At 62.2% G+C, this 14,098-nt stretch carries 13 protein-coding genes; 2 read left to right on the top strand and 11 right to left on the bottom strand.

The annotated features are described in order from the left end of the window. Nucleotides 1-7: 7 nt before the first annotated feature. The 6 genes from EHW12_RS21515 to EHW12_RS21540 all read right to left on the bottom strand — a co-directional run bounded on the left by EHW12_RS21515 (nt 8) and on the right by EHW12_RS21540 (nt 7,330). A complete protein-coding gene (locus EHW12_RS21515; protein ID WP_003946235.1) occupies nt 8-508 on the bottom strand; it encodes a nuclear transport factor 2 family protein in 501 nt (166 codons plus the stop codon). Between the two features lie 97 nt (nt 509-605). Then, nucleotides 606-1,247, bottom strand: coding sequence for a TetR/AcrR family transcriptional regulator (locus tag EHW12_RS21520; protein ID WP_125051720.1), 642 nt, complete (start codon nt 1,245-1,247; stop codon nt 606-608). A gap of 21 nt (nt 1,248-1,268) precedes the next feature. Continuing rightward, nucleotides 1,269-3,005, bottom strand: a complete 1,737-nt coding sequence (locus EHW12_RS21525; RefSeq protein ID WP_063316785.1) for an ABC transporter ATP-binding protein — start codon at nt 3,003-3,005, stop codon at nt 1,269-1,271. Next, complete coding sequence (locus tag EHW12_RS21530) at nt 3,002-4,903, bottom strand: ABC transporter ATP-binding protein (protein ID WP_241199024.1); 1,902 nt, start codon at nt 4,901-4,903, stop codon at nt 3,002-3,004. Before EHW12_RS21530 ends, EHW12_RS21525 begins: the two co-directional genes overlap by 4 nt. Continuing rightward, nucleotides 4,900-5,892, bottom strand: coding sequence for an ABC transporter substrate-binding protein (locus EHW12_RS21535; RefSeq protein ID WP_064687524.1), 993 nt, complete (start codon nt 5,890-5,892; stop codon nt 4,900-4,902). The genes EHW12_RS21530 and EHW12_RS21535 overlap by 4 nt, the downstream gene beginning before the upstream one ends. A 55-nt stretch (nt 5,893-5,947) precedes the next feature. After that, nucleotides 5,948-7,330 (bottom strand): MFS transporter, encoded by a 1,383-nt coding sequence (locus EHW12_RS21540; RefSeq protein ID WP_042449222.1) that lies wholly within the window; start codon nt 7,328-7,330, stop codon nt 5,948-5,950. Nucleotides 7,331-7,414: 84 nt separating this feature from the next. On the opposite strand from EHW12_RS21540, the gene EHW12_RS21545 reads away from it, so the two are divergent. Next, nucleotides 7,415-8,053: a TetR/AcrR family transcriptional regulator gene (locus EHW12_RS21545; RefSeq protein ID WP_125051724.1), complete on the top strand. Its 639-nt coding sequence runs from the start codon at nt 7,415-7,417 to the stop codon at nt 8,051-8,053. Between the two features lie 71 nt (nt 8,054-8,124). After that, nucleotides 8,125-9,099 carry an ABC transporter substrate-binding protein gene (locus tag EHW12_RS21550; RefSeq protein ID WP_050654512.1) on the top strand — a complete coding sequence of 325 codons (975 nt, stop codon included), beginning with the start codon at nt 8,125-8,127 and terminating at the stop codon, nt 9,097-9,099. Between the two features lies 1 nt (nt 9,100). On the opposite strand, the gene EHW12_RS21555 is transcribed toward EHW12_RS21550, so the two are convergent. The 5 genes from EHW12_RS21555 to EHW12_RS21575 are packed head-to-tail and all read right to left on the bottom strand — an operon-like array spanning nt 9,101 to nt 14,070. Continuing rightward, entirely contained in the window at nt 9,101-10,141 is a 1,041-nt protein-coding gene (locus tag EHW12_RS21555; RefSeq protein ID WP_050654511.1) for an ABC transporter substrate-binding protein, read from the bottom strand. Beyond that, nucleotides 10,138-10,989, bottom strand: coding sequence for an ABC transporter ATP-binding protein (locus tag EHW12_RS21560; RefSeq protein WP_042449225.1), 852 nt, complete (start codon nt 10,987-10,989; stop codon nt 10,138-10,140). The genes EHW12_RS21555 and EHW12_RS21560 overlap by 4 nt, the downstream gene beginning before the upstream one ends. 23 nt (nt 10,990-11,012) lie before the next feature. Beyond that, a complete protein-coding gene (fepG, locus tag EHW12_RS21565; protein ID WP_003946259.1) occupies nt 11,013-12,062 on the bottom strand; it encodes an iron-enterobactin ABC transporter permease in 1,050 nt (349 codons plus the stop codon). Next, a complete protein-coding gene (locus EHW12_RS21570; RefSeq protein ID WP_003946222.1) occupies nt 12,059-13,186 on the bottom strand; it encodes a Fe(3+)-siderophore ABC transporter permease in 1,128 nt (375 codons plus the stop codon). Before EHW12_RS21570 ends, fepG begins: the two co-directional genes overlap by 4 nt. Continuing rightward, the gene (locus EHW12_RS21575; protein WP_235808371.1) at nt 13,183-14,070 is read right to left on the bottom strand and encodes a siderophore-interacting protein; all 888 of its coding nucleotides are present in this window, start codon (nt 14,068-14,070) and stop codon (nt 13,183-13,185) included. The genes EHW12_RS21570 and EHW12_RS21575 overlap by 4 nt, the downstream gene beginning before the upstream one ends. Nucleotides 14,071-14,098 lie beyond the last annotated feature (28 nt).

The following is a 14,098-nucleotide window of genomic DNA, read 5'->3' on the forward strand; positions in this document are numbered from 1 at the left end:
GGCGACCTCAGGAGACGTTGCGAACGACCGAGTCGCCGAACGACGGTTGCTGCAGCAGCGCCCACTTGTTGGACGTCAATCGGAAACTCGGCATGTCGGCGAGCGCCACCACCGATTCCCAGGTCCGCTCGTAGCTCGTGTGGGAGATTCGCCATTCACCGTCGCTGCAGCGGGTGTATCTGTCGTGATAGAAGGCCGATCCGCGAAGCAGCATGCCGTCTTCGGGGATTACCACTGTGTCCGCGAGGCACCAGATCCCGGTTGCGGTGTCTCCGTCGACGTCGATCTCGGGTTGCCCGCACTGATGTTCGGTGATGATGTGTGATCCGAGAGTGTTCTCGAGGAAGGAGACGAACGAATCTCGGGAATCGAAACTGAGTTGTTCTCCGTAGATCGCGGTGGCGTCGACGGTCAGAGTGTCGGCGAATTCGACCCACGATTTGGTGTCCAAGGCGCGTGCGTATCGGTACTTGAGTCTTTGGATGAGAACAATCGCTTCGAGATCCATGATCCCCGCCTCCCGGTGCAGCAACCACCCGTCCTATGTGTGCACATTAGCCTGTATCACGCCGAAACGGGCATTACTCTCAAAGCTAGTAGAAATGTCAGCCGATAACACGCTTTTCCAGGCCGTCGAGCATGATCGTGATCTTCTCGTCCAACCAACCTCGCCCGTGCCACGTCGATTCGTCGCCGATTCCCTCGGTCAACGACTCCGATGCATTCCAACTTTCCTGATACGCCTCTCGCGCGGAACGTGAATCGGCGGAGCTGACGGTCTTGTCCATCGCCGCCATCATTGCGAACTGCGTCATCGTCACCTCGGAGATGAAGTCCACCGCCAATATCGCATCGTGGGGTGTGAAGCCTTGCGCAGTCAACGAACCGACCAGTTTCTCCACGATCTCGACTATCGCCGGCGGCGTGCCCGGAACTGCGAGCCCGACCTGGGCCAGACCTGGATAGCGCTCGAACGAGGACCACAGAACGTCGCAGAAATCCTTCAGGAATTCGCGCCACGGACGATTCGTATCGGGCCATACAGTCTGACGCACAACATGATCCGAGCAGGCACGCAGCAGCGCTTCGCGGTCTGCGAAGTAGCGATAAAGTGCAGAATGACTGACGCCCAGCCGCTTTGCCACGCTCGGCATGGTCAGTTCACTCAGATCACCGGCCAGGGCGGCCTCGACGATGTCCACTGTCGACAACGTCGGCGGCCGCCCCGTCTTCTTTCCGGTCTGCATTCTGCTCAGCTTGCCACCTGCTCAGCCCGCTACCAACCGCCATCCCGACGCACGGTGGCGCTGGTTCCAGAACGCGGCGTAGTTCCCACCGGCTGCGAGCAGAACTTCGTGGGTTCCCACTTCGACGATCGATCCGTCGTCACCGAGCACGATGATCTGATCTGCGGCCACGACGGTCGACAGTTTGTGAGCGATCACGAGCAGTGTGCTTTCCCTGGCGAGTTCTTGCATCGCACGCTGCACGTGTGCCTCGTTCTCGGGATCGAGCGCGGCCGTCGCCTCGTCGAGCAGAACGACAGGTGCGCGTTTGAGGAGTGCGCGCGCAATGGAGACCCGCTGCCGCTCTCCACCGGACAGTGCCGTCCCGCCCTCACCGACACGGGTGTCCCAACCCCGCGGAAGCCGCTCGACGATTTCCGCGACGCCCGCGATCCGAGCCACGTCGAAGACTTCCTCGTCCGTGGCTTCGGGGCGGCCGAGGCGGATGTTCGCGATCAACGTGTCGTCGAAGAGGTACACGTCCTGGAAGACCAGAGACAGCTGCGACATCAGGTCGGCACTCGTGAGGTCCCGCACGTCGACGCCGCCGACACGCACCACACCGGAGTCGACGTCGTAGAAGCGCGAGATCAACCGGGTGACGGTGGTTTTGCCGGACCCTGACGGACCGACCAACGCCGTCAACGACTTCCGTGGCACGTCGAAGGAGATGTTTCGCAGAACCTGCCCACCGTCCGCGTATCCGAAGTCGACGGCGTCGAACTGCACTGCCGTCTCCCCCGTCGCCGTCCCGCTGGTATCGGGTTCGACCATTGGTTCAACTTCGAGGATCTCGGACATTCGCCGGATTTCATTGCGTGCCATTCTGATTGCACCGCCGAACTCGCCGATCTCACCCAGCGGCTGGATGAACCGTGCGGTCAGTCCGAGTAGCGCGATCAACGTGACCGGATCGATGTCGCCGCCGAGCGCGAGGAACGCGCCCAAGATGATCACGGCAGAGAACACGAATTGCAGGGCGATCCCGTTGACCACGGACCCGATCACCACGAACCACAGTTGTGAACGACCGGCAGTGTGTTGCGCTTCGATCGCGTCGTCGAGCGGTTCGTACACCCCGTGGGTGCGTCCGAAAGCACGCAGGACCGGTTGGCAACGCGCGTATTCGAGCACTCGATTGTTCGATTCGACGGCCGCTGCATGAGCCCGATCGTCGGCCTTGGCAGTCATCGTCGAGGCAAATCGTGCTGCCGCGAAGAGAATCGGAACGCTGATTACCAGCGCGAGCCCGAGCCGCCAGTCGAAGAACAACATGCACACGACAATGGTTGCCGGGCTGGCAATTCCGGAGATGATCGGTGTCATCAGGTGCGCAGCGGCCCCCATCACCGAGATGGTGCCCTTGCTGGCAACCTGCGATACCTGCCCGAGTCGGCCGGCGCCGAACCAGCCGAGCGGCAGAGTGACGAGATGATCTCCCAGGCGCAGATGCATCGTCCGCAGCAGAGTGAGGGCCGACTCGAAACCCTTCATCGCCTGCAGGTAGTGCGCAATCGAACTGATCACAGCGCATACGGCCATGGCGGCGAGCCACCGAACGAAACTGCCCCAGTTCTGATCGAACAGTGCCTGCACCGCAGGGACCAGAAGCGCCACTGCCAAACCCTGCATCACGCCGTACAACACTGCCCACACCAGGAACTCGCGATAACGGCCCTGATTCTGCGGGCCGAGTATCCGGAAGAGGTCGCGAATCATGAGTTGGCCTTTCCTGCTGCGTCAGACTTACCCGCGGTGTTGCGTTCAATCGAGTCGGCCCGACTGTGTTCAATCGAGTCGGCCCGACTGTGACTCGCCCACATCCGCGCATAGGTTGAACCACTCGCCACGAGCTGATCGTGCGTGCCCTTCTCCACGATCCGTCCGGCGTCGAGGACCACGATCTGATCGGCACTCACAATCGAAGCCAACCGGTGCGCGATCACCAGCACCGTGCGGCCGACCGTCAAGCGCGACAGCGCTTCTTGGATATCGGCTTCGGACTCCGGGTCGGCGAACGCGGTTGCCTCGTCGAGCACGAGAACAGGAGTGTCCGAGAGAATCGCACGCGCGATGGAGACTCTTTGGGCTTCACCACCCGAGAATCTGGCGTCGACCCCGACCACCGAGTCGTACCCCCTCGGGAGCGCTTCGATTCGGGTGTCGATCTGCGCGGCTGCGGCAGCGGCCTTCACCTCGGCCGAAGTCGCCTGCGGTCGGGCAAGCCGAATGTTGTCGAGCACGGTCGCTTCGACCAGCTGCACGTCCTGCAGAACGAATCCGACGTGGCGGTACAGCTCGTCGGTAGCGACTTCCCTGACGTCGACACCACCGATGGCCACGGATCCGGCACGCACGTCGTGGAACCTCGGAACCAACGTCGCCAGCGTCGACTTACCCGAACCCGAAGGTCCGACCAGCGCCGTCACCGTGCCCTCCGGCAGCGTCAGATCAATGTCGGTCAGAACGTCGGCGCCGTCGTCGTATGCAAAGGAAACTCCGGAGAATCGAACTTCGTTCCCCACAGGCTTTTTCGGATGATCGGTTTCCGGCAGAGCGTCGGTTGCGAACAGCGCGATCAGTCGCGCCGCAGCGGCGGCTGCCTCACGGCGTGCCTGCATACCGAAACCGATGGTCGTCACCGACACCGGAATCACCATCGCGACAAGAGAACTGGTCAGCACATCGACGGGTGACACCCATCCGGAGTGAACGAACCACGAGCCGAGGCCAAGGTTGACCACCAGCACAACCGGTGCGCTCAACGCAATCGAGGCCAGCGCCTCGGTCCGAAGCATCGGGCGAACCCAGCCCTCGTACGAGACGGCAAACGCCTTGGCAGCGTTGCGGTATCGAGAATGTGACTGCTTGTCCTGACCGAAGGTCTTGACCACTGCGATGCCGGTGACGAACTCGACGATGGTGTTGCTGATGGCCGCGATGCCCTCATTCATCCGGCTCATCTTGACGGCCATGTCCTTGGTCATCATCGCGTAGGCGATCATGTAGATCGGGAGGGTGGCAATCGCGACCAGTCCCAGACGCCAGTCGATCGAGATCACGTAGCCGAGCCCGACGAGCGGCACCGCGATGGCGCCGGTGGTCTCGACGGCGCTGTGCGCAACCAGGTAGTGGAGATCGGAAATGTCGTTCTGCGCGGCTTTGCGTACGGTTCCGGACGAGTGGGAGGTGAACCAGCCCAGTGGAAGTCGACCGAGTGTCGCTGCGATTCGACGCCGAAGCACAGCTTGAAGATTGACATCGGCGAAGTGCGTCACGATCAATGCACCGCCTCCGAAGAACGCGCGCATACCCAGACCGAAGACGACCACCCACACGATCGTCCAGACGCGAGACGAGTCGATGTCGCCGCCCACGATCAGCGTCTTACCCAACTCGGCGATGGCCACGTACGGCACGATGGCCGCGACCGCGGCGATCACCTGCATCACCATCGCGATGGTGGTCCGTGTACGAACTGGCGCAAGGAGTTCGCGAAGCGCGCTCTTGTGCGCCGCCGCTTCAGCTTTGGCTTGCGAGGCTTCGGCCGTCGCTCCTTGTGATGCGTCGGTCTCTTCAGATGAAATGTCTGCTTTCGTAGCCTGTGTCGTCGTCATTTCGAGAACGCCTTCCATCGGGTTACTGCGTCGGCGTCGGATGCGATGCGGCCTTGGAGTTCCGCGCCGGTGAGAGTGCGATCGGCAAGAGCCTCGAGGTCTTCGAGGATCCAGTAGACCGCGAAAGGATAACTGCCGAACCAAAGTTCACCGCTCACGTCCACTGTGCGTCCGGCCTTCACTGCGGAGATCTCGTTGAACAGTGGATTTGCGTGAACTAGAGCGCCGTCGTAGATGTTGCCCGAGGTCACGACCATCGCGTCCGCCGCGTGCTGTCCGACCTCCTCGCCTGACACCGAAGACGTGGCAACACCTGTGTTGGGGCCGATCTTCGCGTCGAGTTCGGCTTGCGGGCGCCCGAAACCGGCTTCCTCGATGATCGAGGACATCGGCGACTGTGGGATGACGGTGTAAATGCCGCCGGAGAATCCCACCAGCACTGACAGCGTCTGCGGTTGCGCCTCGACCGTTCCGGATACTTCGGCAAATTTGGTCTCGAGCCTCGACACGATTTCGCGAGCTTCGGACTCTCGACCCAGTGCCGTCGCCGCGGTATTCAGAACTTCGCGCCACGGCGCCGCATAGGCGAGCACCGTCGTCGGGGCAATCTCGTTGGCCTGCGCGGTGATCGACGTCAACGAGCCGACATCACTGAGCAGGATTCGGTCAGGATGAACGGCCGCGATCTGCTCCACATCTGGTGATTGGAAGAACGTCGGTTTGTCGACGACCTCGATCCCCTCACTCTGCAATATCTCCTTCGCCGCCTGCGACTGCAGCGTGGCGAAGACCGTATCGGGCTTGACCCCGAGCGTGAGTGCGTTGAGCGCTGCGAACTCGTCCAGTGCGAGCAGTTTCTGAGGTGCAGGTACGGCCGACGACTCGCCTGTTTCCGATGCGTCTGCGTCATCGCCGCCCACGGAGCAACCGACAAGCGCCGTTGCTGTCGCTGCGAGTGCCGTTGCTCGCAGGCCCCACTGCTGCCGCATCCTTCTCTCCCCGCTTTAGTTACACGCTGTCTCGATTAGGGGAGCCTACAATAAGTCACGCCTTTTGTGCAGTCCTCGTCGCTGGAAGTGCAATCGCCGGCAGACAGGCGACAACACTGATGACGGCACCCATCACGAACGCCAGCGCGAACGAGTCGCCGGAAATGCCGATCGCCAGGACCGCTGTGGTCACCGGGGCGCCCACCGCCGAACCGACGGTTCTGATCACACTGTTGACTCCACTGGCTGCTGCCATTTCCGATGGCGGGACGATCGAGGCAACCAACAGAGCACAGACCGCGAACCCCACGCCGTTCCCCAATCCGACGAGGGAAAAGAACGCCACGATCGCAACCACCGAACTCGGCCAGATCGCGAGTCCGACTGCGCCCGCCGCCATGAGGGCCAGCGCTATGACAGCGGGCACCCGCGGCCCGAATCGCCGCGCGAGAGCCGGCGTCAAGCGGCCACCGAGAAAGACGAGGACAGCGGCGGGCAAGAGCGCCAAGCCGGTCTGCACAACGGTGAATCCGCTTCCATACGTGGACGTTTCCGGCGCCTGGAGGATCCGCGGCAGACAGATATAGAAAATGTACGGCACGAACCCGAACACCAGGGTGAGTGCGCTGGTGATCATCATCGGCTTGTCCCGAAAAACTCGCATGTCGACGATCGGCGCGTCGTGGCGGGAATCGACGGCAATCAGTGTCGCGAACGAAACGAACGCGACTACCACCAGACCCCAGAATCCGAGCGACAAAACTCCCCAGTCGGAGGCTTTCGTGATCGCCAAGAGCAGGCTCACCAATCCGAACGCCAGAGCGCCGGCACCGGCCCAGTCCGTCGGCATACCCGGGCGGCGATGCGAGCCCGGAACCACGGCCACCACTGCGACCAATGCGAGCACGATCAAGATCCCGGTGATCACGAACAACCACTGCCAACTGAGATACTCGAGGATGACACCGCCGATCACCAGTGCACTTCCGGCACCGATTCCCAAAGTCCCAGCGAGCCAACCTATCCCTGAAGACAACTCGGGACCTACTACCGTTCTCCGCAGTACTGCCATCGCAAGCGGGAAGCTCGCCATGCTCACTCCCTGGACAGCTCGAACGACAAGCAGCACCCCGATATTCGGGGCGGCTGCCGCGGCAAATGTCGCGAGAGCGAAGATGATCAGGACGATCACCAGGACTCGCTTGTCGCCGAATCGGTCACCCATCGCGCCGACTATCGGAGCCATCACCGCGGCCGCCAACAGGTACGCCGTCAGGATCCAGCCGGTCACCGCCACGGACGTGTCGAAATGCTCACCCAACACCGGCAACGCCGGTACCAGCATGGTCTGCATGAGCGAGTAGACGAGTACCGCCCCCGCAAGCGCGGCGATCACCCGGCTCCCGGATCGCGTGGGCGCCTCCGCCAAGGTTGTCATCGACACCTTCCTCCAATCATGAATCGAATCGGAACGGAACACTCCGTTCCGATTGAGTAAACCATGCATTGCTAGCCTGTGGGAATGGCGAAAGAGAATGCGAGCCTCCCCGGACGCGCCCGAGAAGCCGCAGACAACGACGTCACCGTACTGCGAGCAGCGCGCGAGATTTTTGCCGAACAGGGTTGGAATGCACCGGTATCGGCAATTGCCACCCGGGCCGGAGTGGGAGTAGGCAGCATCTATCGCCGATACCGAGGCAAGGAGGAACTGGCGCAATCCCTGCGCGTCTGGGCGATCGACCACCTCGCCACCCTCGCCCGAGAGTGCATGAGCACCGCGAAAACCGATGAAGCCGTATTGAAGACGTTCTTCTCGCGATATCTCACCGAATCAGTGGGACCGCTCATTCCGGTCCTCGGCGGCAAGTTACCTGAACACGCCGAAGTCACTCGTGCCGCCGAAGAATTGGAGGCCGCACTGCAATCGATGGTCGACGTCTGCATCGACGCTCGCGAAGTCCCGCCCGACTTCACTGCTGCAGACGTCATGCTCATGACAGTGCATCTGCGGCCGACTCTGCCGATCGAGGGTGAGCGAGCCACCGAAATACACACGCGCTATCTCGACTTCATGCTCGACGGACTTCGTGGCGGAACACCTCGACCAACGATCACTCCCCCGTCCTGGAGCGAATGGCTTCAGATGTGGCAGGGCAACTGACCCCGAGAACACCCGAATGACATGTCAGGTTAGGCTTACCTAGCTTATTTCGCCATGTTCGGAAGGTTCTCATGAAAATCAATCGCCGGCTCGCCGGCTTCGCCGCACTACCCGCCGTCGCCACGCTCCTACTCGCCGGTTGCGGAAGTAGCGACGCAGCGCCCTCTACCGAGACCAGGTCTGCCGACCAGTCCTGGAGTTACACAACGGGATACGGAAACACGATCACCCTCGACCACGCCCCGGAGCGGATCGTCGTCGACGCGTACTCCGCTGCGGCTCTGTGGGACTACGGCATTCGGCCGGTCGGCATCTTCGGTTACGGCGTCGGCAATCCAGACGTCACCGATCGCGCTGACGAGTCGACGATGACCGTCGTCGGCCGTGAAGGTGAACTCAGCGCGGAAGCTCTTGCGGCGCTGGACCCAGACCTGGTCATCGGGTACGGCAACAGCGACGACCCGACACGATGGACTTGGTGGGACGAGCCGATGGGCAAGACCGTCAACAATGTTGCACCGTTTGTCGGCGTCAAGTTCTCCGGAGCCTCGACACCGGACGTGTTGAACGAGTACGCCTCACTCGCCGAAGCTCTCGGCGGGGACACCGACACAGCCGCAGCACGCGAGGGCAAGGAAGCATTCGAATCCGGTGCAGAGCGCATCCGAACTGCTGCGGCCAAGGTCGACGACATCGAAGTCCTCGCCCTGAACGGTGACAGCTCCGAGTTGTACGCAGGCACAACGGCGCTCGCTCAGTTCGGTTACCTGAAGGAACTGGGCGTGAAGTTCACCGGTCCGGGAGGTGACAAGGGCTGGGCCGATCTCAGCTGGGAACAGGTACCGGACTATCCGGCGGACATCGTGTTCCAGTTCGCGAAGTCGGCAGAGGCATTCGCGGCATCACCCGTGTTCGTCAAGCTGCCCGCGGTGACCGCGAACCAGGTGATCGACTTCGACGACAAGCGTCCCAACACCTACGCCAATTACGGCGCCTGGTTCGAGCAGGTTGCACAACTACTCGACCAGGCCCGCAACGTCGCCTGAATTACTGCCCAGTAGTGATTCGTCCGGCCGCTTCCTCGAGAACGTCGAGGAAGATGGCCGCGGTGAGCGCAAATCCTTGGTTGTATCGCGCGTCGCTGGTCAACACGTTGCCCGCTTGAACTGCAGGCAACCGCTGCCACGTCGGCTGCGACTTGATCGCGTCGAGCGCTTCCTGATCGCGTGCTTGGGCGATGATCACATCCGCCGGAGCCAAGGTGTCGAGTTGCTCGAACGACAACTCGAACGAGTTCTCTGCATTGTCGTCGTCACGGAAAAGCACGTCCAGGCCGGCATCGAGTGCAACACTGATTCGCAGATTCCGCTGATGCACAAGGAAGCCCGTCGGCGTCTGAACGCCGAACACGATCTTCTTTCCGCCCAGCTTCTCCTGCAACATCGGTCGCAGTCTCGCGAGCTTGTCGTCGTACTCCGCAATGGAAGCCTCGGCGATCGTCACCCGGTCGAGCTGGCTCGCCTGCGCCATCAGAGCACCTCGCCAGTCGACCGGGTGCCCGGCAATCGGTTCGACGTCGTCGCCGACGACCAACAGCGGCGCGATGGAAGACAAGCGCTCGGTGCCGTACCAGTCACTGGTGTATCCGATCGCAGTGATGACGATCAGATCGGGCTCGAGAGCGAGCAGAGCCTCGAAGTTGGTGGAGAAGTCGCCGGCGACGTTGACGAAGCTCGCGTCCTCGATGGTGCGGCCGGGAAACTGGAATCCTGCCTTGGCGTCGGGGAACCAGAAGTTGCCCGATCCGACGATCGGGTAGTCCATCATCATCGCGAATTCGAGGTCGACGCGGCCGTCGAGCACCACCACACGCTTCGGGTCGCGCGGAACGTCGCCGCTGAACTCGGCCCACGTGTACGGGAGAGTGTCACTGGCAGAGTCGGATTCGCCATCGGAGCTTCCGCAGGCGCTCAGCGCCAATGCTGCAGCCACACCAGCTGCGCCACCGAAGAATCGGCGTCGCGAAATGCGGTCGACGATCTGAGCCCACTCCGTGTCGGTAACCTGCGCATCCAGGACGAGTGTCATACCTTTGCTCCTTCGATGTTTCGCTGACGCTCGCGTCCCAGCGGAATGACCAGCGGTGTGTGGGAAACCGGATCGTCGATGATGCGGCACGCCATGCCGAACACCTCCTGCACCAGTTCTTCGGTGATGATCTCCGCGGGCGGGCCCTCGGCGACCACCGCGCCGTCCTTCATCGCGATGATGTGAGTTCCGTAGCGGCACGCGTGATTGAGATCGTGAAGCACCGCCACCAGCGTGTGTCCGTCGTTCTCGTTCAGATCGCGGCAGAGTTCCAGCAGCTCGATCTGGTGCGCGATGTCGAGGAACGTCGTCGGCTCGTCCAGTAGCACCAACGGAGTCTGCTGCGCGAGAACCATAGCTACCCAGACACGTTGGCGCTGACCACCGGACAGTTCGTCGACCGGCCTGGCCGACAGATCCGTGACCTTGGTTGCTTCCATCGCCTTGATGACGGCGGCCTCGTCCTCTCGGGACCACTGGCGGATCAGCTTCTGGTGCGGATAACGCCCTCGCGCAACCAGATCGGCGACTTTGATTCCGTCCGGCGCGATCGACGTCTGCGGCAGAAGCCCGAGTCGCCTCGCAACTTCCTTTGCCGGGTACGACGTGATCGTCTTACCGTCGAGAAGGACCTTGCCGGTGGTCGGCTTGAGCAACCGGGACAGCGCACGCAGAAGCGTCGACTTGCCGCAGGCATTGGGACCGACGATGACGGTGAAGCCACCGTCGGGGATTTCGACGTCGAGGTGTTCCGAGATGACGCGCTTGTCGTAACCGATCGTGACGTCCTCGGCGCGAAGCCGATTCGTCCTTTCGACCACGACGGCGGCCGTACTTGTCTCGTTCACGCTGTTCCTCGTTCCTTCACCGATCACTGCTTACGTGCCTCTCGCGCGAGAAGCCATACGAAATAGATGCCACCGATGGAGACGGTGACGACGCCGACCGGCAACTGTGTCGGCGCGAAAGCTCGCTGCGCCACCCAGTCGCTGACCATCAGCAACGCGCCACCCATTGCTGCCGACGGCAGCAGGGTCACTCCGGCACTACCGGTCAATCGCCTCACCAACTGCGGAGCCGCCAGCGAGACGAACCCGATGGGACCGGCCGCTGCTGTCACCATGGCCGTCAGGGCGACGCCGAGAACAACCAGGGAAAGCCGCGTGGGTTCGGCCCGGACGCCGAGCGCCTTGGCGGCGTCGTCGCCCATCTCGAGCATCTGCATCCGCCTGCCCAACACCAGGATCAGCGGAACGAGGATGGCCAGCACGACGACCACCGGCCACACCTGAGTCCAGCCGAGTCCGTTCAACGAACCGGCACCCCACACTGCGGCAGCCATGGCGTCGTCAAGTTTCGCCTTGAGGATCATCCAGGTGTTGACCGAGCCCAACATCGCGCTGATGGCGATACCGACGATGATCAACCGGAATCCCTGCACACCTCGCTTGTACGCAAGGAGATAAACAACTGCTGCGGTGGCGATTCCGCCCACCAGAGCACCGACTGCGATCTCGTAGTAAGTACCACCGATGAGGAGGATGACCACCAGAGCGCCCGTGTACGCACCGGAGTTGAAGCCGATGATGTCCGGGCTACCCAACGGGTTCCTGGTCAGCGATTGGAAGATCGCACCGCTCATACCGAGCGCCGCACCGAGCATCAGCGCCAACAGAACTCGGGGCAGACGCCATTCCACGACGACCATGTGGATACGCGCGGGGGCTTCGCCGAACAGTGCACCGAGGACGTCCCCGATCGGCACTTGGTAGTCACCACTACCGAGCGCGATGACACCGATGGCCAATGCAAGCGCAACGAGGACGAGGCAGACTGTGACCGTGCGGACGTCGATCCGCGCGGACCAGCCTTCTTTGGGTGAGCGCACCACCGTGGTGGCGCGCCCGAAATCGATGCTCACAGACCGCTCACCTTGCTTCGACGCACCAGCATGATCAGCACCGGAGCGCCGATGAAGGCCGTGACGATGCCGACCTGAAGTTCACCCGGGCGCAGCACGATTCGGCCGACGACGTCGGAGAAGAGAAGAAGAATCGGCGAGCACACCAACGTGTACGGGAGAATCCATCGCTGATCCGGTCCGACGAACCATCTCGCGACGTGCGGAACCATCAATCCGACGAATCCGATCGGCCCGGCCGCAGCTGTCGCCGCGCCGCACAGCAATGTCACCGCGATGACACCGAGGATGCGAGTACGAGTGATGTTGGCACCGAGCGAACGTGCCAGATCGTCACCCAGGGCCACCGCGTTGAGTTGGCGCGCCAACGCGAGCGCCAGGAAGAGCCCGATGAGAATGAACGGTGCGACGGCGAGAACGATTTCCAACGAACGCCCGCTGAGTGAGCCGGCATTCCACTGGCGCATCTGGTCGAAGGCGGTCGGGTTGAGCAAGGTGATCCCGGACGAGATACCGCCGAGCACGGAGCCGATGGCAACACCGGCAAGCGTCAGCCGAATGGGCGTCGCACCACCTCGACCGATCGAGCCCAGCGTGTAGACGATCGCTGTGGCTATCACCGCTCCGAGGAAAGCGAACCATATGTACGACCAGATGCTGGTCAAGCCGAAGACCGCGACGGCAACGACCATCGCGAAGCCCGCGCCGGCATTGACACCGAGAATTCCGGGATCAGCCAAGGGATTTCGTGTCATCGCCTGGATGAGGCCACCGGCCACACCCAGTGCCATACCGACTATCAGACCGAGCAGAGTACGCGGTAGTCGCAGGTCACGGATGATCACGTGATCGTTCGAGTCGTCGTAGTTCACCAGCGCGTCGATCACGGTCCCGAACGGAATGGTCTTCGATCCCACCGCGATACTCAGCAGGAGCACGGCGGCGAGCACCACCAGACACACCAGAAGACCCGCCATACGACGAGAGTTGGTCGATACCAGGCCGTCCGGTTGCTTCTGCTTCTCGTGCAGCGACTCGTCGATCAGTTCTTCGGTGTGTTTGTCGACTGCACTCTTGTCCGCCGCACCGCTGTCGACAGCACTCTTGTCGAATCCAACGGTCACAAGCCGGCGCTCTCTAGAGTCTTCTCGACCTCGTCGCGGATCTCTTCCTCGTCGCGGTCCGATTCCCAAGCCGCATCGAGTGCCGCGCGGACACTTTCGTCGAGGGCCTCGTACTTCGCGTTCCACACCTCGGCTTTGTACGTCCAGTAGCCGATGACCTTGTACTGCTCACCCGGCAACTTCAGTTCGTGGCGAAGGTACTTGCGGATGTCACGGAGCATCGTGCTCTCGCCTGCAACCCACACGTATCCGAGTTCGGTGGGCAAGTTCATCGCGCGAACCGCGTCCGGCAACTTCGACGGTGCAACACCGTTGCCACTGCCGACCAGCCAGATGAACTCGACGTCGGCGTCCGAGGTGATCTGCTGCTTGTGAGACTCGTCCACCACCTCGACGATCGCCTTGGCCGACATCCCGGCGGGCAACTGTTCGATCAAGCGCCCGAGTGCGGGGAGTCCAGTCGCGTCGGCGACGAACACCTGCCAACGTGCGTCGGCCGGGGGCTCGTAGAGGCCACGAGACTCGCCGATCGCCAACTTGTCACCGATCTCGGCCTTCTGTGCCCAGTCGCTGGCGATACCACCCTCGTGAACGACGAAGTCGATCGTCATGCGGCTGGTTTCGGAATCGAACCGTCGCACGGTGTACGGCTGGCACGGGGACGGTTCCGCTCCCTCCGGGTATCGCCAACCGCGCGGTGCATCCGGATCTTCCGCCGGAAGAACGAACTTGCCTGTAGCCGGGACCGGGAAGTGGAGGCGCAGGTATTCGTCACCGGTACCGGTGGTTTCGAAGGCGGTCAGCTCCTCCCCACCGAACACGATACGAACCATTCCCGGGGTCACGTACTCCTTGTGAAGTACCTCGCCGAACACAAGACTCACAACAATCTCCAACATCGATGGAACATGA

The sequence above is a fragment of the Rhodococcus sp. NJ-530 genome, assembly GCF_003860625.1.
Classification (GTDB): Bacteria; Actinomycetota; Actinomycetes; order Mycobacteriales; family Mycobacteriaceae; genus Rhodococcus_F; species Rhodococcus_F qingshengii.